The organism is Variovorax sp. GrIS 2.14 (assembly GCF_046115955.1).
GTDB lineage: Bacteria > Pseudomonadota > Gammaproteobacteria > Burkholderiales > Burkholderiaceae_C > Variovorax.
On sequence record NZ_JBJXIA010000014.1, the window covers coordinates 36,251 to 60,442 of the forward strand.

A 24,192-nucleotide genomic window follows, 5' to 3' on the forward strand; every position below is an offset into this window, starting at 1 on the left:
GTAGGGCGGCGCATCGGCCATGTCGTAGGTCCTTAGCCCATGCGATGCGCCTGGCGCCGACGGCTGTAGATACGTTGCCGAATCTCCCACATTGGTCATAGACCGTCCGACGCATTGCCGCTTGGAGCGGCCCATGAAAACATCCCGCGCTGGACAACGAGGACCCGGATGGACGACACCATCAAGCAGTTGGTCGCGGAGCGCCGCGTCGCACTCGAAGGCACCGACGACGGGCGCCGGCCGTGGGGTCTTGCCTTGTCGGGCGGCGGCATCCGGAGCGCTACCTTCTGCCTGGGCATGCTGAAGGCGCTTGCGCAGCGAAGACAACTCCTCAGGTTCGATTTGCTTTCGACGGTTTCTGGCGGCGGCTACATCGGCTCGACCTTCGGCCGCCTGTGCACGCGCGCCACCACGCCGGACGAAGTGCGCGCGGTAGAAGGCGCCTTTGCCGAAGTCGACAACGTGCGCTTCGGCTGGTGGCTGCGCAGCAATGGGCGCTACCTGATCCCGGGCGGCATGCGCGACACGCTCTTCGCTGTCGCGCTGTACCTGCGCAACCTGCTCGGCACGCACATCGAGATCGCGATTGCGGCGTGCCTCATCGGCTTGGGGCTCGCCTGTGTCGACCTGGGCCTGTGGGAAGCGGTGGCACGCACCGTCGATCTCGACAACGCCGAGACGGTCATCGCGCCGGTGCGCTGGGCCACGCAACTGCCCACGCTTTGGCTGATGATGCTGGTGCCCTGGGCGCTGTCGATCGTGCTGGCCGATGCGTACTGGTCGGTGCGCGACCGGCCGTCTGTTTGGGCCATTGTCGGCATGATGGCGCTGTGGTGCGCGCTCTTTGGCGCCGCGTTCTATGTCGGCCCGACGCTGGAGCTGCAATACAGCGCGCCGGTGTGGCTGGTGCCAGCTTTCGGCGGCTTCGCGGCAACCTGGGTGATCGCGCTCGGATGGGTGCTCTATCGCACCCTGCGCGGATGCGTGGCGGCTGCGATGCGCAATGAACTCACCGACACGCTGGCCTCGATGCTGTACCTGATGCTGGTGCTCGGATTGCTCGGCGCACTCGATCGCAGTGCTTGGTGGCTGGCCGCGGAAACGCGCGAAACGCGGGCCTCTTATGGCGGCGTGCTGCTGATCGGCGCGGCCGCGCTGCGCGGTGTGTTGCCCTTGCTCTACAGCGGCAAGAGCGAGCTGCCCGGCGTTGGCCGTCAGCTGCTGATGACGGTCGGAAGCTTGTTCGGATTGATCGTCGCTTTCTGCCTCGCCGCATGGTGGATCGCGGTGCTCTACGCGGGCGTGCTGCTCCCCGTGTTCACTGAAGATGGGCTGGAGTTTTCGCGGGGCTGGGTCTGGCTTGCGACGATATTCGTCGTCGTCTTCGGCTATGCGTGGATGACGGGGCGCAACTTCGCGTTTCTCAATTTGTCGTCGCTGCACATGTTCTACAAGGCGCGCATCGTGCGCGGCTATCTGGGTGCGGCCAACAAGCATCGGCTGGGCGCCAATCCGCTCGACGGGCTGTCGGCGTTGTCGCCGCCGGAGGTGCCGGTCGGCTCGGTCGACGACGAGGACGATCTGGCGCAACTCAAGTACGCGCCGCACCGCTTCGGCGGACCTGTGCACTTCATCAACGTGTGCATCAACCAGACGCACGACCCCAAGCAGAAGCTCTTCAACCGCGATCGCAAGAGCCTGCCGTTGACCATTGGCCCGCTGGGCTGGATGCAGGCGGTCGGCGCGCCCTGGGCCAAGGCGCGGGGCGAGGCAGCGCTCACGGTAGGCGCCTGGACTGCCATCTCCGGCGCGGCGTTTGCACCCGGACTGGGTCGCATGACCAAGCGCGGCATTGCGGCACTGTCGGTGTTCGCGGGACTGCGGCTGGGCTATTGGTGGAACAGCGCGCAGGCCGGCATTCTGCAGGTTGGTGCGGCGCGGCATGCGACGACCTTCCTGATGAAGACGCGCTTCATGCTGTTCGAATGCTTCGGTGCTTTTCCGGGCAGCGGATCGGCCAACTGGTATCTGAGCGACGGCGGTCATTTCGAGAATACCGGCGTGTATGCGCTGCTGCGGCAGGAGGCCGAACTTATCGTCGTGGCCGACTGCGGCGCCGACCCCAACTACCGCTTCAACGATCTTGAAAATCTCATCCGCCGCGCCCGCATCGACCTCAGCGCCGACATCGTTCTGTTGAAGCCGTGCGTCGATGCCGACTGGCCCTACGTCGGCGTCTTCGGCTCGCTCAATGACCTGGCATCGACCAACAGCCAAGCGTGCCTGGCGCTGGCGCGCATCGACTATGAGAGCGGCCTGCGCGGCCACATGGTTCTGGTCAAACCCAACATGTCGGCCGAGCTGCCGGTCGACCTCGTCAACTTCAAGGCGGCGAATCCGCTCTTTCCGCAACAGCCCACAACCGATCAGTTCTTCGACGAAGCGCAGTGGGAAAGCTACTTCAGGCTCGGTGCTGAAATCGGCAACAGGCTCGATGGCGAGATGCTGTCGCGCATCGCTCACGGCACGCACGACCTGTTCAAGATCGACGACGGGCAGATCGGGCCGGCGCTGGCACATGCGAACGCCGTCAGCGCGGTGAACGCGGCCAATGCGGCCGCAGCGACCGGCGCCGGTGGCGCGAATGGCGCCGTCGCCACCGTCAGCCGGCTGCAGGCGCGCGTGCTCAAAGCAGGTGCGGTGACGGCATCGATCGGTATCGGCACTGCCGCCACCTTCGGCGTCGCGGCATGGCAGGGCATCGACAGCTGGCGCACGCAGGCCGCGCAAAAGCAAAGCGCAGAGGCAGCCGCGTTCAAGGACCTGACCGACCGCTGGGCCAAGCTTCGAATCAACGCTTCGCCGGGCGAAGCGCCTTCGTCGTTGGCCGGCGAACTGCTGCGCACGGGCGACCTGTTGTGCCGATCGGGCAGCGACAACTTTCTGGCGAAATTCAGGTTGTCGGTGCACATCGTCGACGATGCAAAGAAGGCCTGCGCACAAGAACTGGAGAACGCGGGCGTCGGCATCGGTACACCTGTCGATCCAGACAAAGTGAGCGTCAGCCCGGCGTGCGCGCGATTGCTCAGCCCCGACAACGACATCGGTTGCCTGCAACCCGCGCCGTCGACGGCCTGCGCACCGCGCTACTGGGCGCGCGACTACACCGGCGTGACGCCGGCGCAGTCGAACTGCAGCGGCCTGGGCGCAGGGGCGGGTTCTTTTGCCGAGGCGTTATGGACCCGGCTTCGGGCGCCGTTCGATGCGCGGCGCGTGGCGTTTCGGGGGGCGGGTGCGGCGCCTGAGCCGCTACCTTTGCCTTCGCGGATGCCGACCCCGTCGGCGACTGGGCCTGAGCCGGTCGGCTCGGCGACGCCACCCATCACCGCTGCCGTACGAGAGACGCAACGCCCACCGCCGTCATCGACCGCGTGCAGCGGCGCGCTGGTCTACATCCAGATCTTCGGTCCTGAATCGCGCGATGCTGCCCGTGCTTTCCGACCTGCGTGGCGCGCGTTGGGTGCTTCGGTGCCGCCGATCGAAGACGTGCTCGCCAGCGCACGCACCGCTGGCCGCTCGCCCCCCGAAGGCCATCCTGTCCCGACCATCCTGTATCACGACGCCAGTCTGCGCGCGTGTGCAGATGCGTTGGCGCAAACCGCCAAGCCGCCGTCGGGCAAGTGGCGCGTGGCGGCGTTGCCGAGTCGACTGAATGGCGCACCGGGGACGATCGAGGTCTGGTTGCCACGGCCGGCGTTGTATTCGCAGACGGGTGGGAGCGGGGCAGGGCGTTGACGCTTCTTCGAGGCGTCTGCCATCGCCGCTTGCGCAAGCTGTGTTCCTCGCCGTCATCAAGGGCCGGGATCGCTCCACGGTGGCATATGGTGTTTAGCTGAGCAAGCAACAGCGACGGAAGAGCCGCTGGACAGAGGCATCAGATCGATCGCTGGTTGACCCGCTTGGAAAGTCGCTCGGCGCTCTCCCTTCGTTCGCTGTAGCGGTCCACCAGATAGGCAGCCGAGTCGCGCGTGAGCAAGGTGAACTTCACCAATTCTTCCATTACGTCGACGACTCGCTCGTAGTACGAAGAGGGCTTCATGCGGCCCGCATCGTCAAACTCCATGAACGCCTTCGCGACTGACGACTGGTTCGGGATGGTGATCATGCGCATCCAGCGCCCCAGCACCCGCAGCTGGTTGACGGCATTGAAGGACTGTGATCCGCCCGATACCTCCATCACCGCGAGCGTCTTGCCTTGCGTGGGCCGGACCGCGCCGATGGCCAGAGGAATCCAGTCGATCTGTGCTTTCATGATGCCGGTCATGGCACCGTGTCGCTCGGGCGAGGTCCAAACCATGCCTTCGGACCATTGCGCCAGGTCGCGCAGCTCCTGCACCTTCGGATGGTCTTCTGGCGCGTCGTCCGGCATTGGCAAGCCCCGCGGGTCGAAGATGCGTGCTTCCGCGCCGAGGGCCTGCAGCAAACGTGCAGCTTCCTCGGTCAGCAGCCGGCTGTAGGAGCGCTCGCGCAGCGATCCGTAGAGCAGAAGGATGCGCGGTGCGTGCGTGGAGCGCTCGGTCGGATGCAGCTGCTGCAGATCTGCTCTGTGGAACAGCTCGGCATCGATGTTCGGGAGGTCAGGCCTTGTCGACACGCTGCCCCTTCGCGTCGATCACCGCGGCGCCGTCTTCCTTCGCAAACGCTGCCTGCTGCGGCTGCGGCAGGATGTTGAGCACCGCTTCCGAAGGACGGCACAGCCGAGTGCCGAGTGGCGTGACCACGATGGGACGGTTGATAAGGATCGGGTGCTGCAGCATGAAGCCGACGAGCTGCGCATCAGTCCACTTCGAATCACCCAGGCCGAGGTCGTCGTAGGGCGTGCCCTTCTGCCGCAGCACGTCGCGCACTGGCATGTCCATCGCCGCCAACAATTGATCAAGCGTCGCTCGATCAGGTGGATTCGTGAGGTACTCGATCACCTCTGGCTCCTCGCCGGAGTTGCGGATGAGCGCGAGCACGTTGCGGGAAGTACCGCAATCGGGGTTGTGATAGATCGTGATGTGAGTCATTGGGTCGGGAGCAAAAGATGGGCGCATTGCTCAGCTCAGGCGCAGAGCGAGTGCGGCCAAAGTCACAAAGAGCACCGGCACGGTCAGCACGAGGCCGACCTTGAAGTAGTAGCCCCAGGAGATGGTCGTCCCCTTCTTGGCCAGCACATGCAACCAGAGCAGCGTCGCCAGGCTGCCGATGGGCGTGATCTTCGGGCCAAGGTCGCAGCCGATGACGTTGGCATAGACCATGGCTTCTTTCACCACCCCGGTAGCGGTGGAGGCCTCGATCGACAGGGCACCAATCAGCACGGTTGGCATGTTGTTCATCACCGAGGACAGCAGCGCCGTGAGGAAGCCGGTGCCGATTGCCGCGCCCCAGATGCCGCCTTGCCCAAAGATGTTCAGCAGGCCGGCGATGCGGTCGGTCAGGCCCGCGTTGCGCAGGCCGTAGACCACCAGGTACATGCCCAGCGAGAAGACCACGATCTGCCACGGCGCGTTGCGCAGGACTTTGCGCGTGCTGATCACGTGACCGCGCGCAGCCACGGCAAGCAGCAGCGCAGCAGCGACGGAGGCGACTGCGCTCACCGGCACACCCAGCGGCTCCAGGGCAAAAAACCCGACCAGCAGGAGAACGAGCACCACCCAGCCAGCGCCGAAAGTTGCCCGGTCCTTGATCGCGGCTGAGGGCGTCTTGAGCTGCACCACGTCGTAGGTCGCGGGGATGTCACCGCGGAAGTACAGCAGCAGCACGACCAGGCTTGCCAGCACCGAGGCCACGTTGACCGGGACCATCACCGCAGCGTATTCGTCAAAGCCGATCTTGAAGAAATCGGCCGAGACGATGTTCACCAAGTTCGAGACGATCAGCGGCAGGCTGGCGGTGTCGGCGATGAAGCCTGCGGCCATCACGAAGGCAAGCGTCGCGGCCGGCGTGAAGCCGAGGGCGATGAGCATGGCCATGACGATCGGCGTCAGGATCAGCGCGGCGCCGTCGTTGGCGAACAGTGCCGACACAGCCGCGCCGAGCAAGACGATCAAGGCGAAGAGAAGGCGCCCTCGGCCGCCTCCCCAGCGCGCGACGTGCAACGCCGCCCATTCGAAGAAGCCGGCTTCGTCGAGTAGCAGGCTGATGATGATCACAGCCACGAAGGTGGCGGTGGCGTTCCAGACGATGCTCCATACGACGGCGATGTCGCTGAGGTGAACAACACCCAGAACCAGGGCGATCACAGCCCCGAGCGAAGCGCTCCAACCGATGCCCAAGCCCCTCGGCTGCCAGATGACCAGGGTGAGAGTGCAAACGAACAGAAGAACCGCTGTCAGCATGCGCAGAAAGCCGTGCTCGATGGAAGGCAGGGTTCGCCTTCACAGCAGTTATCGGTCAGGTAGCCGAGCAGTGCGCTCATCTGATCGAAGGCCGCGCGGTAGATCAGGTTGCGGCCCTGACGTTCTTGGGAAACCAGCCCGGCATGCGTCAGCTCCTTGAGGTGAAACGACAGGCCGGTTGCCGGAACTCCGATGGCCTCTACGAGCGCCCCCGGCGTCAATCCTCCGGGACCAGCGACGACCAGGCAACGAAAAACTTGCAACCGCACGGGTTGGGCCAAGGCGGCAAGAGAGCGAACAACGGCTTCTGAATTCATTATTCAATGATAGTTGAACCATTGAATCGTTTTATGAAGGTTACGCGACGCGGCGCGAGCCCGCTCAAATTCAACGGACTTCGCAATCGACACTGCTGCTTTTTACAGCGGCGGGGGTCGAGGGCCCCGTAGAACTATTGAACGCCGGTGGCGGCGTGAACTGCATGCCGGGATTGCGGGGGAGAACGACGGGTGGTTGCTGGAAGCTCGAGGTGTAGCCGAACTGCCCTGCGGAAAATGACTGCAAACCGGCAGGGTTCGTCACATTGATGAGCCCGTCCAACACTTGGACGTAAAGACCGGGCGGAAGAGTGGCAGCGCCCGGCGCTCCTGGTGACGGAGCCGTAGTCCTGCCTGTGCCCGTGGGTGGCGCGTCCTGGGCTATGAACGTGGTGGCCATGGCCGGCGCGGCGGCACCCAAGGTCGATAGCAGTGCCATCAGGATGAGAGATTTTTTCATGGCTGCAGGATCAGGTTGAGGGTTCCGGCGCCTTGCAGGTCGCCCTTGGAAGTTTTGATCACCGTCGAGCCGGGGCTGCGTTTGCCCAGTGCCCCTGGCGTGCTGATAAAGCCGCCCTGCACCAGTTCGACGATCGAGCGGTCCAGCTGCGGCTGCGCCGGGTCGTAGGCGAAGCGGTTGAGCGAGATCACGGTGTCCGGCTTCATCAGGATCTCGGCGCCGTCGGTGAACTTCACCAGCGCGTACCCCTTGGATTCCGTCGTGAGGGTTTCGCCCTCGCGCACCGTCGAGCCAAGGGCCAGCATCTTGGTCGAGCCCTGGGTGCCGCGCGCGACCACCAGACCGGACAGCGTGGTGATGCTGGCGACGATCGGCGCGCTGTCGGCGGTTTGAACGGACTGGGCTTGGGACGGTTGGGCCATGCTCGCTTGCGAGCAGACCGCGGCCAGGATAGACATGGCTGTTAAGCGTGCAGCGAAAAATTTGGCGGTGTTTTTCATGGGGCTTCAGTTGCAGTACATCTTTTTGACGGGCTCGTTTTTCGTGCCAGTTTTGTCGTTTGCGGCTGCAACTTCCTGGGCGACGCTTGTGGAAATGCCCTGGGCGGTTTGTGGCTCGAGGTTGGCGTAAGCGTTCGGTGCGACGGTCTTGATCACCTCGTTCATACCCTGCAGGACCGGCACGAGCGGCTTTGACGGCGACTGCGGCGACAGCACGATGCAGAGCGCCGAATCAGGGGCGATCGAACAGATGCTGACCGGCTGTTCAACAACTGGCGTCACAGGTGTCGTGACCACCGGCGTTGTGACCACCGGCGTTGTCGGTGCTGTCGTCGCCTTCACCTGCGCCACCGTACTTCCGGATGCGGAGTAGGTCACCGACAGCGTGCCGGTCGTCTCCGGGGTGACTACCGGTGTCGTGTTGACTTGCGAAAACGTGCCGGTGCGGCCTGAGCTGGCGACCAGGAAGTCGGCCACAGCGCCGTTGGTCGGCATGCCGCCACTCAGGGTCGAGACATTCACCGCGCCCGCGAGTTGCACAGCACCGTTCACATTGAATTGATCGGACGTGGCGTTGGCCAGGCGGATGTTCAACGCACCCATCGGGCCCTGCGTGTATTGGCCGTTGAGGGTCAGCGTGCCGATCTGGTCGGAACCGCCAGGCGCAACGACGCCGTTGTTGACCAGCTTGCCGCCTTCGCCGTTGATGTTGATCGTGCCGGTGCCACGGATCGTTCCTGCGTTGTAGAGGTCCACGCCATTTGTGCTGAGCAGCGTCGCGCTCGAGGCGATCTCGACGGTGCCGGCGTTGGCGTTGGCTTGAGTGAACGCGACGCCGAAAGAGCCGCCTTCGATCTTCAGCACGCCGCCGGCGAGGTTGGTGAGCGGCGCCGGCGTCGTGCCGTTGCCGGTCTTGATGAGCGTGCCCGCGTTGAGCAACTGGCCTTGGTTTCCACCGCTGAACGCACTGGTGCCGGTAGAGTCGACCTTCAGCAACGCGCCGGCTTCGTTGTTGATCACCGTCGTGGTTGCGAGCTCGAGGCGCGAGCCGTCCCGCACGTCCACGACGCCGCCCGACTTGTTGTTGAAGACCGCGCTCAGATTGAAGGCCAGCACGCTTGGCGAAGCTGGGCCGACGTTGACCGTGCCAAAGTTTTCCCAGGTCGCGCCACTGTCAAGCACCAGGTTCTTGACGACGTTCACCAGGCCGTACGTCGTGAGCTTGTAGCCCGAGCCCCGGATGAACGTGAAAAAGCGACCGGGGTCGTCGCTCAACGTCGGCGCGGTCGCGCCCAGCGTCACGTCGCCCAGCAGGGTCACGTTGCCCGACCACACCATGGCGCCCGCGCCAATGATGTCGACACCGCTGGCCACATTCGAGTCGCTCAGCACCAGCGTGGAGGACGGCGCCACGGTGGCGTGGCCACCCAGGGTGCTTTGGTCAAGAGTGAGCTTGCCGGCGTCGACGATGAGGCGGCCTGTCGGGCCGTTGGTCAACCCCGTGATCTGCTGGGCGCCGGTCGACGTTTTGACGATGTCGCCGTTGTTGATCAGGTTCACCCCATCGGTGGCGCCGATCAATGCGAAACCGTTGCTGCCCGACAGGGTGATGCGGCCGGTGTTCGTGAGGCTCGTGGCTGGCTCCATCGGGTTGACCAGGTTGATTGAGCCGTTGTTCACGATGTCAATCTGACCGGCATTGTTCCAGGCGCCCTTGAGGGTCTGCTCGGAATCGATCGACACTCGGCCACCCGTTTGCACATTCACCGACGCGGCGTTGATGGACGAACCCGCGCCCAGCGTCGTGGTGCCGCCGGTGATGTTCAGCGTGCCGTTGCCCAGGGCCTCACCTTGCGAGACGTCGAGGCGACCACCATTCAGGTTCACATTGGCGTTGACTGTGGCCACGTGGCCGCCCTCGCTGGCGACGCCGAAAAAATTGTTCTTTAGATCAAGGTCGAGCGCGCCCGAAGTGCTGGTGATGGGCGCGTTGACGGTGACGTCGTTGTGCGCCCTCAGCGTCAACCGGGCGTAGTCGCCCGCGGTCTTGGCGATAGCGGCGCTGACCACGATGTTGCCCACGCCCGCGCCACCGGCACCGGTTACCAGCGACACGCTCGTGCCCTGGTTGAGTTGCGCCGTGATCACGTCGGCCCCGACCGTCGTCCCCGTCTCGGTCGACGTGACGACACCACCGTTGTTCAGGTCCGCCCCACCGCCGCCGGCCACGACCACCAGGTTGCTAGGGTCGATCAGCCATTCGCCGCCCTTGCCCACGATCGGCGCGTGCTTGACGTTCAGGCTGACGTGGCCAGACGTGTCCACAAATCCACCGGGGCCGTTGATGCCCGTGGCCGAGACGCGCCCGTCGATGTTGGTGTTGTCCGCGGACAGGACCACATTGCCCCCGGAGGTTCCGTTGGCGCTGATGTCCGACGTCGAGGTTGTCTTCAGGTCGGTGGCGCGCAGGAACACGCGGCCGCCCACGCTTTCGGCGCTGCTCGCGCTGACCGTGCCTGCGTTGGTCACCAGTCCCGCGGCCAGGCCGATGCGGCCGGCGTCGGCGACGATGCGTCCGAGGTTATTCACGTCGCCCTTGGTGCCGGTGAGTTCCACGGTGACACCGGGATGGCCGGTGTCGATCAGCTGCACGTTCTGCGCGGCCGCGAGGATCACTTCCCCCTTGGGCGCGTTCAGCATGCCGCTGTTCTCTACCTTTGGCGCGACCAGGTAGATGCTGCCGCCGCTGGCGGCGTTGATGGTGCCGGCGTTGCGCACTGCGCCGGCCACGCCACCATTTGCTGGCGACGTGAAGTTGAGGCGTCCGGCCAGGAAATCCGTGTCGCTCACGCCCAGCGTGCTGGCAATGAAGCTGCCCACGTCGATGCGCGCGCCTTGCCCCACCAGGATGCCCGACGGGTTGATCAGCCAGAGCGCGCCATTCGCCCGGATCTGCCCGTAGATCTGTGACGGGTCACCGCCGGTCACCCGCGCCAGCAGCGCTGCTGCGGCGCCCGGCTGGCGAATGTCGACCAGCGCGCCCGAGCCGACGTTGAAGGTCGAGAAATTGACCAGCGCCTGGTTGGTCGTCTGGTTGATGTTGAGCGTCGTGCCGTTCTGCACGATGGAGGCCTGGCCGCCAACGACGGTGCCGCCCGTGGGCAGTGCGCCCGCTGCGATCTGGGCCAGCGCACAGCCGGCCCCGCCGGCACAGATGGCCGCGACCACCAGCGGCAGGAAGCGGAGCTTGAAGGATTCGGTATTCATTGGCTGTCTTCCTTTTCAGAACGCGAACATCGCACTCAGATGGGCGCGCCAGTCGCCGCGCTTCTCGATCAAAGAACTGCCCGACTCAAGCACGCGGGCCACGTCCAGCCGGACGCTGAAGTCGCGGCTCGGGCTGTAGCGCGTGCCTACGCCGGCGCTGGCCACGTTCGTGCTGCCCGGCAAATAGGTGCCCGCGGCCTTGTGGTTGGCGCCGTACCCGGCATCCACGAACACCAGGCCGCGGAGGTTGCCTGGCAGGCCAAGTCGAGGGCTCAGTTCGGGTGTGTAGAGCTCGGCGCTGAGCACCAGGCCACTGTCGGCAACCACCGCGCGCTCGTCGAAGCCCCGCACCGCGTTCGCGCCGGTGAGGCCGAATTGTTCGCTGGCCACCAGCGGCGTGTCGGTCAGCTGGGCGTTGCCGGCCAGACGCACTTGCCACCCGCCTGGCAAGGCTTGCAGGAAGTTGACGGCGCCGTGCGCGACCACGAAGCCGTCGCGCGTGTCGCGGTTGCCCGGCGTCAGGTACGAGTAGCGGTCGGTGCCGCCGTCCAGGTTGGTGAAGCGCTGGCCGCTGGCCATGTTGCGCGACAGGCCGATGTTGTAGTTGATCGACTGGTCCACGCCCTCGCGCTGAGAGATGTACGTGACGCTGAGCGGTGTCGTCGTGTACGGCACGCACGAGGCCACCGGCGGCGTCGGACCGGTGATGCTGATCGGCTGGCCGTTGACGTCGCAGCGCGAGTCGATGCTCCTGCGGTCGAAGCCGAAGACGATCTTGGCGGTGCTTTCTCCGGTGCGCCCGAGAAAATGGTTGTAGCGGATGCCGACGATCTCGCCCTTTCCGGTGAGGCCCAGCACGCCGCCGAGCGTGGGCGAGCTCGATGGCGAATTGACGCTCGACCGGCCGTAAACCAGGTCCAGGCTGTCGCCCAGGTTGTACAGCGGGATCCGGTAGCCCACCGAATACACGCCCAGTTTCTGGCCGGACGGGCCGTCGGGCGAGGTCGTGTAGGCCAGCGTGCCCACATGGTCAAGGCCGAACAGGTTGGCATGCTGGATCGCGACGCCGGTGCGCCACTGGCCGCTGCTGGCCGTGCCCGTGTTGTCCACCGTGGCGATGATGCGCAGCGGGTTGTAGTCGACCACGGACACCTTCGCGTCGATCGTGCCGGGCAACGCGCCTTCCGCCATCGACACCGAGAGCTGCTTGGCCGGGTTGTCGTTGGCCAACTGGATCGATTCCGAGAGCTCGCCCAGGCGCGGCGGCGCGCCGGTGTTCAGCTTTATGCTCGCGCGGATGTTTTCGGTCGTGAAGTGCTCGTTGCCGACGACGGTGACCGAGGTCACCACGGCCTCGACGACGCTGATCCTGACGGTTCCGTCGACGAGTTCCTGCTCGGGGACAGTCACCTTCACGGCGGTGTAGCCGGCCTGGATGTACACGCCCTCGATGGCGTCCACGGCACGCTGCACGTCGCTGAATTCACGTTGCGCGCCGGTCAGGGGCGCCAGCGCGCGAGCGATTGACTCGCTGGAGACCAGCGTGTTGCCCTCGACCAGATAGCGCGAGATCTCGAATCTTGGTACCGAAGTGGAAGGCGCCGGGTCGGCCGCTTGGACCGCAGAACAGGCAAGCGCGCAAAGGGCCAGCGTCGTCAGTCGCGACGCCAACGGGAAACTGCATGAAGTCATCGCATCTTTTACGGATGGCGGCGTGAACGACGGCCGCCGTGATTGTTGAAGTCGCACAAGAGCCAACGCTGGAGCAACCATGAGCCGCAACCCTGGCCCCAGCCCGTCGGCGTCTTTCCTTGCTCAATAGGAGAACGTGCGAAACCCGTTTTCAGCGCCAACCAGTGCGCCTCACAATAGTTACCAACGGTAACATGCGAGCGTTTGGTTCTGGGCGGTGAAAGCTGTGCAGTGGCTCACGCAGGCCACTTTTCTCACGCGTGTCCGGAAGTCGCCCGGTATTTGATGGGGCCGAGAGAGCCTGGGGAGATCGTGATCCGCTTCTCGTCGTGCCCTGCGAGGGCAGAAAAAACGTCTGTTTCTGGCCGATGGCCGCCTTGTCATCCAACCAAAGGTTTGCGCAAGACCATGTTGCGCCGGGTCACGCGAAAGCCACAGCTTTCATAGAGTCGTGCGGCGTCGTGTGCGTTGTCGGCGTCTACGCCCAACACGGACTCGCTCATGCCAGCATCGCGTTGTGCATGGAGTGCCTTGGCGATAAGGGCGCGCGCCAAGCCACGCCGACGCCATGGTGCGCCGACGCTGATAAATTCAGTTTCACCGCGCCGACGGTTCTGTGTCAGGTTCTGCTCTTCATTGATAAAGGGCTTGACCTGTCCGGCCACCCGCCCGCTCTCAACGTGCCATGCCACTTGCCACAGGTGCGGCTGGAAAGTCGGCAGCGTGGTCCAGCGCTCAAAGTCGCCTGGCTTTGGCGGTGCGACGCCCCAGTGTCCATGCAAAGCTTCCATGTGGGCATCGAAGATCGCGCGCAAATGCCATTGCCGGGTTTCGGGTAGTGCGTCTCGATCACGCTGCACAGACGCTCCCAGGGAACGATGCGTTCCATCGTGGAAAGGAACGCGTCGCGGTGCGTAAGTCGACGGTACTGTTCGTACTGCGCGTTCTGGTCACCGGCCATGGCGCGAGTCTGCTGCTTCATGCAATGCGTGATGCAGGCAGCGTGCCAACTCCGGACTTGATCAGCGTTGCCTTAACTCGCGACTCTCTCAAGCCATGCCTTGTACGCAGGGTGTGCGTTAGCAGACTGATTTTGCATGTGTGCCTGAAGTTCACTCGTCATGCTGAAAGCTTTCCATATGAGCGGGGCCAAGGAGGTGGCCACGCTGTTTGCCTGGATGACCTCACGGAGCAGCTGAAGACTACGTTCCTTGTACTCAGGCAGCACCTGCGACCGGTAGTCGAATGCCTTACCAAGACCGGAGATATACATGAGCTTCGGCACTTCACTCTCGGGCCAGCGCAGGGCCATGTTGAGCGGGTAGTCAAGCATGGCGCGTTCGCCCCACAACCCGGATCGCGGCGCATGATTATCGGCAACCATCGTCAGCATGAAGGCTTGGCCAAGTTCCGCCAGATACACCGGAATGACGTCGGCCGTAGGACGCGGATAGAAAGTATCCAGAGGCTGCTCGCGCTTCAAACCAATGCTGTTCAATAGCCGCGCTTCCAGTGCGAGCACAAGGGCCCCAAGGTCCTCCTGGGACGCATTCCCGTCCTCGCTTGCCTGTTCGGTTCGCGTGCGGCAATTCCAAAGACTCAAGGTTATCTTCCATTGGCCGTCTGCGCTTTCGCCCGTGCAACCGATCTCCCCCGTGACGAAAAACTCCATACCGCTCGGCACGATGTCGAAGAGGGCGTCGCCATCGGACTTGCCTCCTGCTAGGACTGGACCACCGCCTTCCACGATTAGAAAATAGCCGCGCGCGGCATAGTCGCTCCAATAGTGCGCGGCTTCAGCCAAATAGAGCGGAATGGCGCGAGAAAGGCGTCCTAGATCATCTTCACGTTGTGACTCAGCGTGTTGGGTGCCGTCCGTGATCTTTGAAAACGCGAAGAATCCGACCTCTGGCGAGCCGCCGGCCTTCTGGGTGAAGAGCCATTCGGCATCTCGCAACCCGTAATGCCAGATGGGCCGGTCCAAGGTGATGGTTGTGATTTCCAGAGTGCGCTGGTCGACCGGACTACCCGTTGCCGCCTGCTTTCGCATCTCTTGGAAAGCCTGAGCGAACTCATCGAGGTGATGCTTGATGGGCGGGATACCAAGCGCGTACATCCGGGCGAGTAACGCCTCGCCTTCATCGACTTTACTGAGATCCTGGCAGGCGCGCAGCATATTCAGGCCGGTCATCGGGTGGTGCTTGTGTTCGTCGAAGACCGGGCCGATCAGTTCAAAAATCAGTGAAGGCTGGCCGTTATTTCCCAGGTCGCCAGAGACCATCATCAATGCATCGCTGTCGAACAGACCTCCCTCCAGCACTTGGACGTACAAAGCGCGTGCGGCCACGAAGTTGGTGTGCTCCAAATGGTGGCGCGCAAGCCAAAGTTGAGCCAGCCAGCTTCCCGGAAGAGCGGCGGCTGTAGACAGAGCCCGCAGGTAACCAGCTTCGCCATCGCGTTCCCTCTGGATCACCGCCCACCACCCAAGACCATTTCGCTGATTGGGATCGGCTTGAACCGCTTGCCAAAGCGTTTTATCCGCCTGTGCCTGTTCTCCCCGTTCGGCGAAAACCTTGGCCAAATTCGTCAGCAGCGTACCGGTCGCTCCGGCCTTCGCGATACCGGCACGAAGCGTTGCCTCCGCGGCATCCAGTTGACCGTTCTTCATAAGAACGATGCCCAGAACAGAGTGGCTGCGCTCAGGGATTGAGTCGATCTCCACCAGGCGTTCGGCGGCAGGCCGAAGGTCGGTCGCAAACCCATCATTGAGTCCCGAAAGGATCAGGCCATAAAGCTCGTTTGCGTCGTTCCACTTCTGCTGCAGATTCGGTAGGAAAATCTTGTCGCGCCATTCCTTGGGTGCAATCTTGACCTCGCGACCATAGGCGTCATACGCGCTAATCAGTTCTCGATTCCCAGTCGACCGCGACGCTTTCGACTCTGCAGGGCTGGCAATGGTACTGACAGACGTCTTGCCGCTCTTTCCGGAAAGAGCCGAAAAAATTCGCTTAAACATAGATGGGTTTTGGAGCGGATGTTGATTAATTGGCGGCGAGGCAAGGCATGCACTCTTGCGTTGGACTTGTACTCGAAAAGACCTCTGCAACGGCCTTAGACCGATTCTCTTGGGAGATCTTGCATTGCTGCGCTTGATTGGTCTTGAGAAAAATCGACTCCGCTGATTGCTCCAGAACCGACGATCGTGATGCAGGAAGAGTTCGAGTCTCTTTCAAAGAAAACCCTGATGCCGCCAGTGATTTTTTCAACGCATTCGACCTAAAGCCGTCCGATCACCGCAGCTTGTCGTTCTTCCAAATCGCAGTACCCAGCTTGTCGGTGACATCCGCGGCAGCACGCTTGGCGGAAAGACCGAAGTTGCCCTTGAATTCGCTGAACTCGGCAATGCCATTTCCTGTTGCCTTTACGCGCGTCACTTCGACACCGGCGGCATCGGTGACCAGGCACGAGATTTCGGTCGAGAAGACAGTGGGTGGCCATGTGAAAGGTGACGGCGAACTGGAGGTGGTCTTGATTTCAGGCGTGAACACCAGGACGGCACCTGAGTCTGCAATCGCCTTGGCATCGGTCGCGGTCTTGACTACGACGACGTCTTGGTAGACGGAACGTAGTGCATCGCGGATCGACTTTTCAAGATCACGATAGGGGTAGTAGCTCACACGATCGCCTCCGCCACCCGGCGTGATGACCTGCTTGGCTCGGTCCGCGTCGTTCATGGCGTAGGCCACCTTCTTCTGAAGCAGCTTTGACTCGATCCGCTCAGGAGCACCGTCGGTGTTCATGACGATAGGGTGCGCGCAGCCGGCCAGAACTGCGACGAATGCGAGTGCGGCGACGATGCGGCCAATTCGAATGATGGACATGATGTTGTTTCTTGCTATGCGTTATTACTTGCCAACAGCGGCGATGAAGAGCGGGTCCGAATAGATCGCGCGCAACATGGTTCTAACGAGATCAGGGTAGGCCGCTTGACCTGCAGGAATCGCGACGATGCCCGCGAAGCTGGAGTCGAAGGTGGTGTTGACCTGGTAGATCTTGTGCAGCCGTTGCTGTGCGTTGCGCGTCACGGTCAACTCGACCTCCATGACGCCGGTGCCGGTCACAAAGCCGCCAACGCTGATTTCATTTTTCAGGATGCGCGAGTCCAGGCGTGTAGCAGCGCTTGAGTCGAAGGACGAAACCTCCTTGAGGTCGCGTATGAGCGCATCTTCGAAATACTTGGCGAAGCTGCCACTCGGTGACAGCAGCGCAGCGCCGCGCAGTGACAGCTTGTTGACGGCCTGGGTGGGGTCTGTCGGCTGCGTCGTCGCTACCGCAACAGTGCCGGGCTTGCTGGCATGAAGGCGGTCAAGCGCTTCGTAGTCAGCTGCGTACGGTGGTGCTTTCAGTTGCGCACACCCCGTCGCGAAAATCGCAAGGGCGCAGATCGCCCCGCAATGTAAACGCAATGTCTTCATTGTTTCCTCCCCGGAAATCGTTATGCCGCGGAGTGTAGTGCGCTGGATGCAATAGGGGTAGTGACTGCGCCCAACTGCCTTGCGTTCAGGAACGCCCGACCCGACGCACCGCATCTTCACCGCGCAGCGCCTTGCCCGCATGCGCCACCACCAGGCACTCCGCGAACAGCTGCGTCGCCCGGGACGGTGTCGGCGACCGGCGCAACAAACTGACGAAACGGCACGCGTAGTGAAAGCGCTTAGGCGCCACTGCCTGCATCTGCCCGCGTTGCACGAATGCCTCCGCGTAGTGGTCCGGTAAAAAGCCGAGGTACTGCCCAGACAGGATGAGCGTCGCGATCGCTTCCTGGTCGAAGCCGGTGGCCTTGCGCGGCAGCCGCGCACGGTGGCTCAGTTCCATGTTGGGCGAGTGATAGCCCAGGCCGGCGAAAGCGTGGGCGCGCAGCTTTTCCCATGTCAGCCCGACGTGTGACGCGCCAAATAGCGGATGGCCAACACCGCAATAGAGCAGCATCGTTTCGCCGAAGAGGTCCGCATACGCCAGGCTGCCCGAGCTGCGGTGCGACGGAATGACGCCGATGTGAAAGCGCCCGTCGATGATGCCGCGCTCGATGGTGTTGATGTTCGCGACGTGCATGTTCAAACCCACGTCCGGTGCCTTGGCGGAGAAGAGCGCGATGGCCGCACCGATGTGCGCTTGCGGGTTGCTCGCAGTCTTGTCGAAGATCGCCACTTCGAGCTGGCCGCCCATGCGGTGGTGGATGTCGTCGATGCTGTCGCGGAAGGCGTCGACCGATGCCAGCAGCCGCAGCGTTTCGTCGTAGACGCGCTGGCCGTCGGGCGTGAGCGCGAAGCCGGCCCGGCCACGCCGGCACAGGACCATCGCCAGCCGGGTTTCAAGATCCTTGACGTGGCGGCTCACCGTCGAGGTGCCGATGTTGAGCTCCAGCTCCGCCGCCGCCATGCCGCCGCACTCGACCACGCTCTTGAACACCTTGAGCAGCCGCAGGTCGATGTCGCTCAGCTGGCCGAGCACCGCGCGGAATTTGCCGGAAGTGCCGGTCGGTTGCTTTACTTTCATGAATTGCCAAGTGAACAGTGATATCGGGCCATTTGCAAGACTAACGGCTGGCCGAACAATGCGCCATCTCCATCCACCGAGGCCGCGCCGTGCGCGGAGTTGCCAATGCCCGCATCCACCGCCGTCCCCGTGATTTCACATGTTCCGACTGCGGCTGTCGCAGCGGTCGAGAGCAGGCCGCATTCCGACTCGACCTCGCTCGACGCCTGGTGGATGCCGTACACCGGCAACCGCAACTTCAAGGCCGATCCGCGCATGATCGTGGAGGCCAAGGGCTGCTACTTCACCGATGGCGACGGGCGTAAGGTGTTCGACGGGTTGTCCGGCCTTTGGTGCACCGGGCTCGGCCACGGCCGTCCGGAAATCACCGAAGCGGTGAGCCGCCAGATCGCCAAGCTCGATTACGCGCCGCCGTTCCAGTTCGGGCATCCGCTGGCCTTCGAGCTGGCGAACAAGATCAAGGGCCTGATGCCCGCTGGCCTCGATCGCGTGTTCTTCACCAACTCGGGATCGGACGCGGCCGACACCTCGCTCAAGATGGCGCGCGCCTACTGGCGCACCAAGGGCAAGGCCAGCAAGACACGCCTGATCGGCCGCGAGAAGGGCTATCACGGCGTCAACTACGGTGGTATTTCGGTCGGCGGCATCGGCGCCAATCGCAAGCTGTTCGGACAGGGCGTCGAGGCCGACCACCTGCCGCACACGCAACTGGCTTCTAATGCCTTCAGCCGCGGCATGCCGACGCAAGGCGCCGAGCTGGCCGACCGCCTGCTCGACCTCATCACGCTGCACGACGCGTCGAACATCGCCGCCGTGATCGTCGAGCCGATGTCGGGCTCTGCCGGCGTGGTGGTGCCGCCGCAGGGCTACCTGCAGCGCCTTCGCGACATCTGCACGGCGCACGACATCCTGCTGATATTCGACGAGGTCATCACCGGCTTCGGCCGCTGCGGTGCGATGACCGGTGCCGAGGCTTTCGGCGTCGTGCCGGACATCATGAACATCGCCAAGCAGGTCACCAACGGCGCGCAACCGATGGGCGCCGTCATCGCCAAGACCGAGATCTACGACACCTTCATGGACGCCGGTGGGCTCGAGTACATGATCGAGTTCCCGCACGGCTACACCTACTCGGCGCATCCCGTGGCGTGCGCTGCCGGCATCGCCGCGCTGGACGTTTTGGTGTCCGAAGACATGGTCGGGCGCGTGCAGGCACTCGCGCCGTACTTCGAGAACGCGGTGCACAGCCTGAAGGGCAGCAAGCATGTGGTGGACATCCGCAACTACGGCTTGGCGGCCGGCTTCACGCTGGCGGCATTGCCCGGCGAGCCGGCGCGGCGGCCGTATGAAGTGGCGATGGCGTGCTGGAAAAAGGGCTTCTACGTGCGCTACGGCGGCGACACGATTCAATTGGCGCCGGCGTTTGTTGCCGAGCCGGCGGAGATCGACCGCATGGTCAACGCGCTGGGTGATGCGCTGGCCGAGACGGCTTGACCGGCTCTGGAAATTTGCTGCCGATGCGCCGCCGCATTCAGGCCGGCTTCGACTGTTTTTTTTCGGCGCCGTCAGCCAGGACCGCTTCAACCAGTCCATCGACAAAAGCTTTGTTCAATGCCCTGAGGCCAAACTGGAAGCGGTACCAGATCGTGCCGTAGATCTGGTCGTATAACGCCTCGGCCGGGCGCGGAGACAAGATGCTGCCATCGGCTTGGCCGCGCCGGATCACGCTGACACCCAGCTTGCGCCGGATGCTCAGATACCGTTCGACGAACACGGCAGAGTTCCCGTTTTCCGCCATGCATTCGGCCAGCACCGCCATCTGCACGCGGCCCAAATCGCCCTGCAAGGCGGTGACATAACTCTGCGCATGCGCCCTGATGGCCTTGGCCGGGGGCTCTGTTTCCGACAGGGGAAGTAGCAGCGTTGCCTGGCGCATGTAGGCATCGATGAGCAGTTGCAGCCGGCCGTCCCACCACTTGTAAATGGTCATCTTCGAGACGCCGGATTCAGCGCAGATCGCCTGGATGGTCGCGCCGCGCAGGCCGCCCGATGCACACAGCCGGTACGCAGCTTCGAGCACCGCCGTGGCGGCGAGTTCAGAACGGGGTCTACCGCGAGGCTTGGCAAGGGGATGGGGCATGCGGGCGTCCTGAAGCGTCGGTGGATGCAGCGCCGGTCATGCAGCGCTTGGAATAGCGCCCCGATGTTATCGGGTGCGTCGTTGTCGATGTCGGTGGGGAATGCACCAAAGCCGCTCGCGACGGCTCTCAAAGTCCGCCTAAATCCGGCATGTTTGTTGCGTAGCTAGTTACTGTACGACGCGTATAGTTAATGCGATCTGTGCAATGCGCGAGTCGCCCAAACCAATCGGATAAACATGAAAAAAGACTTTGCATCGGCAGCTGTCGCGAGCGACAGCGAAGTCTTTCAGGCCGGCAACGTCGTGCTGCAGTCCGGCCGCACCTTCCGCAACATGTCGATCGTCTACAAGACCTTCGGCACGCTGAACGCCGACCGCTCGAACGTGATCGTCTACCCGACGTCGTACAGCGCGCAGCACCACGACACGCAGTTCATGGTGAGCGAGGGCGGTGCACTCGATCCGTCGAAATACTTCATCGTGATCCCCAACCTGTTCGGCAACGGCCTTTCGAGTTCACCGTCGAACACGCCCTGGCCGGACGTCGGCACGCGCTATCCCGATGTGACGTACTTCGACGCGGTGCACGTGCAGCGGCGCATGCTGGCCGAGTTGTGGGGCATCGACAAGGTGGCGCTGGTGTACGGCTGGTCGATGGGGGCGATGCAGGCTTATCACTGGGCCGCCCTGTTCCCGGACGCGGTCGAGCGCATCGCAGTGGTCTGCGGATCGGCCCGCTGTGCCCCTCACAACAAGGTGTTTATCGAAGGCGCGATGCACGCGCTGATGGCCGACCCGGCCTACCGAGACGGCGTGTTCACCGAGCGGCCGGTGCGCGGCTTTCGCGCCATGGGCCGGGTCTACGCAGGCTGGGCACTGTCGCAGACTTTCTACCGCGAAGAGATGTGGCGCGGGCTGGGCGCCTCGTCGCTCGAAGACTATCTGGTCACGTCGTGGGAGAGCACCTTCGCGCGCCGTGACCCGGCCGATCTGCTGGCGCAGTTCCGAACCTGGCAAAGCGGCGACATCAGCGCCAACGACCTGTATGGCGGCGATTTGAAGAAGGCGCTCGGCGCCATCCGCGCCCGCGTGCTGCTGATGCCCGGCGATCACGACCTGTACTTCCAGGTCGACGACAACCGCGCCGAGATGGCGCACCTGCGCAATGCCGAGCTCGCACCGATTCCGTCGGTGTGGGGCCATCGCGCGGGCAACCCGGTGAACCAGCCGGAGGACCGGGCTTTCATCGAAACCCGCGTCAAGACGCTGCTTGCAACATGACCACTTCCATCCACATCGACACCGCCGCTCCCGACCATGCGACGAACACTGCCGCGCCGCGCGCCGCTCGCAAGCCGGCCACTTTCCGCGTCGGCGCGCAGGACCTGAAGGCGCTGGCCGTGCGTTCCGACGCTGCCGCCGTGCGCCGCGCCGCCGGCCACCTGAGCGCCATCGCGCTCGGCGGCTTCGCGTTGTGGCATGCGCTCGGCACCGTGTGGGCCGTCCCGCTCACGCTGCTGCAGGGCTACTTCATCGCCTTCCTGTTCACGGCGGTGCATGAAACCGCGCATCAGACTGCTTTCAAGACACGCACCGGCAACTACCTGCTCGGGCACTTTGCCGGGTTCGCGATCTTCCTGCCCTACGAGTACTACCGCGCCTACCACTGGGTGCACCACCGCCACACGCAGGACCCTGCGCTGGACCCCGAACTCGCGTCGCCGTTGCCGCACACCCGTCCTGGCATCGCATGGCTGTGGACCGGCATGCCGATCTGGATCGGCCGGGCCCGACTGCTGTTCGTCCATGGCGTGTTGGGCAAGGTCAGCGTGCCGTGGGTGCCCGAGGACAAGCGAGCGTTGATCGTGCGCGAGGCGCGTTGCTGCCTTGCAGGCTACGCAGGTGTGATTGCCGTCTCTCTGGCGGCCGGATCGCTGGCCGCGCTCTGGCTTTGGGTCATCCCGTTGGCGGTCGGCCAGTTGTTCCTGCGCCCCTACCTGCTGGCCGAGCACACCGGCTGCGCGCATTCGCCCGACATGCTGGAGAACACGCGCACCACGTACACCAACCGCGTCGTGCATTTCTTTGCCTGGAACATGCCGTTCCATGTCGAGCACCACGCCTACCCCGCCGTGCCTTTTCATGCGTTGCCCCGGCTCAATGCGCTGCTGGCCGCGCACATCACCCACACCGTCGATGGCTACCCCGCAGCCACCGTCGACGTGCTTCGCCATCTCCGTTCGCTTCCTGCCTCGTCTTCATCAACCCCCGAAAGAAAACTTCCATGAATGCACACAAAAGAAGCCTGCTCGTGCGGCTGCTCCTTGCCGGCGCAAGCATCTTTCTCACGCAGCTGCCGGCGGCGGCCCTGGCGCAAGACAAGCCGGTGTCGGGCGGGACGCTCAACATGCTGGTGCAGCCCGAACCGCCGTCGCTGATGCTGGGCCTCAACCAACTCGGCCCGACGCAATTCGCGGCCAGCAAGATCTACCAATCCCTGCTGACGTACGGGCCCGACCTGAAGCCGCTGCCTTCGCTCGCCACCTCGTGGACCATCTCGCCCGACAATTTGACCTACACCTTCGTGCTGCAGAAGAACGTCAAGTGGCACGACGGCAAGCCTTTCAGCTCCGCCGACGTGGTGTTCTCCGCCGACAAGTTCCTGCGTGAGACGCACCCGCGCCTGCGCGCGCTGATGAACCAGCGCGTCGAGTCGGTCAAGGCCGATGGCGACGACAAGGTGGTGTTCAGGCTCAAGGAACCGTTCAACCCCTTCATCTATGCCTTCGAGGTGTCGACCATGCCGATCGTGCCCAAGCACATCTACGACGGCACCGACTACCGCACCAACCCGGCCAACAACACGCCCATCGGCACCGGCCCGTTCAAGCTGAAGGAGTGGAAGCGCGGCTCGTACATCCACCTGGTCAAGAACCCCGACTACTACAAGCCCGGCCTGCCTTACCTCGACGAGATCTACCTGCGCGTGATCCCCGACGCGGCCTCGCGTGCGGTGGCCTTCGAGCGCGGCACGGTCGACGTGCTGCGCGGCGGGGACGTGGAGAATTTCGAAGTGCGACGCCTGCAGAAGCTGCCCGACGTCGGTGTGACCACCGCCGGCTGGGAAATGTTCTCGCCCAACCTGTGGCTGCAGATGAACCTGCGCAAGCCGCCGTTCGACAAGAAGGAAGTGCGCCAGGCCATCATGTATGCAATGGACCGCAACTTCGTTCTGAAGAACATTTTCTTCAACGTCGGCAAGGTCGCGACCGGCCCCATCGCGTCGACTACGCTCTACTACGACAAGAACGTCCCGAGCTACAACTACGACATGGCCAAGGCCAAAAAGATGCTCGCCGACGCGGGCGTGAAGCCGGGCGACTACACCATCAAGGTGCTGCCCATTCCCTACGGCTCGGTCTGGGACCGGCTGGGTGAATACACCAAGCAGCAACTGGAGCAGCTCGGCTTCAAGGTCACCATCGAGGCGACCGACCCGGCCGGTTGGTCGAAGAAGGTGTCGGACTTCGACTTCGACCTGACGATGAACTTCCTCTACCAGTACGCCGACCCCGCCATCGGGGTGACGCGCAACTACGTCAGCACCAACATCATCAAGGGCACGCCCTTCGGCAACAACCACGGCTACAACAACCCCGAAGTCGACCGCTTATTGGGCGCTGCGCCCCTGCTCAAGAGTGCCGACGCCCGCCAGCGCATGTACTCGGAAGCGCAACGCATCCTGGTCGACGACGTGGCGGTGGGCTACCTGATCGAAATGCAGTACGCCACGCTCTACCGCAACAAGGTGCACAACTTGGTGACGACCGGCATCGGCCTGAACGAGTCGCTCGACAACGTCTGGATCTCGAAGTAACGC

Annotated in this window: 19 protein-coding genes; 5 read left to right on the forward strand and 14 right to left on the reverse strand. The window is 63.6% G+C overall.

The features are described from left to right. The first annotated feature begins 168 nt into the window (after positions 1 to 168). Positions 169 to 3,795 (forward strand): patatin-like phospholipase family protein, encoded by a 3,627-nt coding sequence (locus RCH10_RS20310; protein WP_409053786.1) that lies wholly within the window; start codon positions 169 to 171, stop codon positions 3,793 to 3,795. 139 nt (positions 3,796 to 3,934) lie between these two features. On the opposite strand, the gene arsH is transcribed toward RCH10_RS20310, so the two are convergent. The 13 genes from arsH to RCH10_RS20375 all read right to left on the reverse strand — a co-directional run bounded on the left by arsH (position 3,935) and on the right by RCH10_RS20375 (position 18,172). Next, positions 3,935 to 4,654: an arsenical resistance protein ArsH gene (gene arsH, locus RCH10_RS20315; RefSeq protein ID WP_409053787.1), complete on the reverse strand. Its 720-nt coding sequence runs from the start codon at positions 4,652 to 4,654 to the stop codon at positions 3,935 to 3,937. Next, positions 4,638 to 5,069 carry an arsenate reductase (glutaredoxin) gene (gene arsC, locus RCH10_RS20320; protein WP_409053788.1) on the reverse strand — a complete coding sequence of 144 codons (432 nt, stop codon included), beginning with the start codon at positions 5,067 to 5,069 and terminating at the stop codon, positions 4,638 to 4,640. Before arsC ends, arsH begins: the two co-directional genes overlap by 17 nt. A 30-nt stretch (positions 5,070 to 5,099) precedes the next feature. Next, positions 5,100 to 6,380, reverse strand: a complete 1,281-nt coding sequence (locus RCH10_RS20325) for an arsenic transporter (RefSeq protein ID WP_409053789.1) — start codon at positions 6,378 to 6,380, stop codon at positions 5,100 to 5,102. Further along, positions 6,374 to 6,697: an ArsR/SmtB family transcription factor gene (locus tag RCH10_RS20330; protein WP_409053790.1), complete on the reverse strand. Its 324-nt coding sequence runs from the start codon at positions 6,695 to 6,697 to the stop codon at positions 6,374 to 6,376. The genes RCH10_RS20325 and RCH10_RS20330 overlap by 7 nt, the downstream gene beginning before the upstream one ends. A 70-nt stretch (positions 6,698 to 6,767) precedes the next feature. Next, positions 6,768 to 7,157 (reverse strand): hypothetical protein, encoded by a 390-nt coding sequence (locus RCH10_RS20335; RefSeq protein ID WP_409053791.1) that lies wholly within the window; start codon positions 7,155 to 7,157, stop codon positions 6,768 to 6,770. After that, positions 7,154 to 7,615 (reverse strand): hypothetical protein, encoded by a 462-nt coding sequence (locus RCH10_RS20340; RefSeq protein WP_409053792.1) that lies wholly within the window; start codon positions 7,613 to 7,615, stop codon positions 7,154 to 7,156. Before RCH10_RS20340 ends, RCH10_RS20335 begins: the two co-directional genes overlap by 4 nt. Before the next feature lie 48 nt (positions 7,616 to 7,663). After that, the gene (locus RCH10_RS20345) at positions 7,664 to 10,924 is read right to left on the reverse strand and encodes a filamentous hemagglutinin N-terminal domain-containing protein (protein ID WP_409053793.1); all 3,261 of its coding nucleotides are present in this window, start codon (positions 10,922 to 10,924) and stop codon (positions 7,664 to 7,666) included. A gap of 15 nt (positions 10,925 to 10,939) precedes the next feature. Then, positions 10,940 to 12,616: a ShlB/FhaC/HecB family hemolysin secretion/activation protein gene (locus tag RCH10_RS20350; protein WP_409053794.1), complete on the reverse strand. Its 1,677-nt coding sequence runs from the start codon at positions 12,614 to 12,616 to the stop codon at positions 10,940 to 10,942. 380 nt (positions 12,617 to 12,996) lie between these two features. Continuing rightward, on the reverse strand, positions 12,997 to 13,476 hold the full coding sequence (locus RCH10_RS20355; RefSeq protein WP_409053795.1) for a GNAT family N-acetyltransferase: 480 nt from the start codon (positions 13,474 to 13,476) through the stop codon (positions 12,997 to 12,999). Between the two features lie 173 nt (positions 13,477 to 13,649). Then, on the reverse strand, positions 13,650 to 15,632 hold the full coding sequence (locus RCH10_RS20360; protein WP_409053796.1) for a tetratricopeptide repeat protein: 1,983 nt from the start codon (positions 15,630 to 15,632) through the stop codon (positions 13,650 to 13,652). Positions 15,633 to 15,906: 274 nt separating this feature from the next. Continuing rightward, positions 15,907 to 16,497 (reverse strand): hypothetical protein, encoded by a 591-nt coding sequence (locus RCH10_RS20365; RefSeq protein WP_323501809.1) that lies wholly within the window; start codon positions 16,495 to 16,497, stop codon positions 15,907 to 15,909. 24 nt (positions 16,498 to 16,521) lie between these two features. Then, the gene (locus RCH10_RS20370; RefSeq protein WP_323496122.1) at positions 16,522 to 17,091 is read right to left on the reverse strand and encodes a hypothetical protein; all 570 of its coding nucleotides are present in this window, start codon (positions 17,089 to 17,091) and stop codon (positions 16,522 to 16,524) included. 85 nt (positions 17,092 to 17,176) lie between these two features. Then, positions 17,177 to 18,172, reverse strand: a complete 996-nt coding sequence (locus RCH10_RS20375) for a LysR family transcriptional regulator (RefSeq protein WP_323496121.1) — start codon at positions 18,170 to 18,172, stop codon at positions 17,177 to 17,179. Between the two features lie 132 nt (positions 18,173 to 18,304). On the opposite strand from RCH10_RS20375, the gene RCH10_RS20380 reads away from it, so the two are divergent. Beyond that, a complete protein-coding gene (locus RCH10_RS20380) occupies positions 18,305 to 19,666 on the forward strand; it encodes an aspartate aminotransferase family protein (protein WP_409053846.1) in 1,362 nt (453 codons plus the stop codon). A 37-nt stretch (positions 19,667 to 19,703) separates the two neighbouring features. Here RCH10_RS20380 and RCH10_RS20385 read toward each other — a convergent pair whose 3' ends face one another. Then, positions 19,704 to 20,312 carry a TetR/AcrR family transcriptional regulator gene (locus RCH10_RS20385; RefSeq protein ID WP_409053797.1) on the reverse strand — a complete coding sequence of 203 codons (609 nt, stop codon included), beginning with the start codon at positions 20,310 to 20,312 and terminating at the stop codon, positions 19,704 to 19,706. A 237-nt stretch (positions 20,313 to 20,549) separates the two neighbouring features. On the opposite strand from RCH10_RS20385, the gene RCH10_RS20390 reads away from it, so the two are divergent. Genes RCH10_RS20390 through RCH10_RS20400 form a run of 3 tightly spaced genes read left to right on the forward strand, consistent with a single transcriptional unit; the run spans position 20,550 to position 24,189 of the window. Further along, on the forward strand, positions 20,550 to 21,593 hold the full coding sequence (locus tag RCH10_RS20390; RefSeq protein ID WP_409053798.1) for an alpha/beta fold hydrolase: 1,044 nt from the start codon (positions 20,550 to 20,552) through the stop codon (positions 21,591 to 21,593). Beyond that, a complete protein-coding gene (locus tag RCH10_RS20395; protein ID WP_409053799.1) occupies positions 21,590 to 22,600 on the forward strand; it encodes a fatty acid desaturase in 1,011 nt (336 codons plus the stop codon). Before RCH10_RS20390 ends, RCH10_RS20395 begins: the two co-directional genes overlap by 4 nt. Continuing rightward, entirely contained in the window at positions 22,597 to 24,189 is a 1,593-nt protein-coding gene (locus RCH10_RS20400; protein ID WP_409053800.1) for an ABC transporter substrate-binding protein, read from the forward strand. The genes RCH10_RS20395 and RCH10_RS20400 overlap by 4 nt, the downstream gene beginning before the upstream one ends. The last annotated feature ends 3 nt before the right edge of the window (positions 24,190 to 24,192 follow it).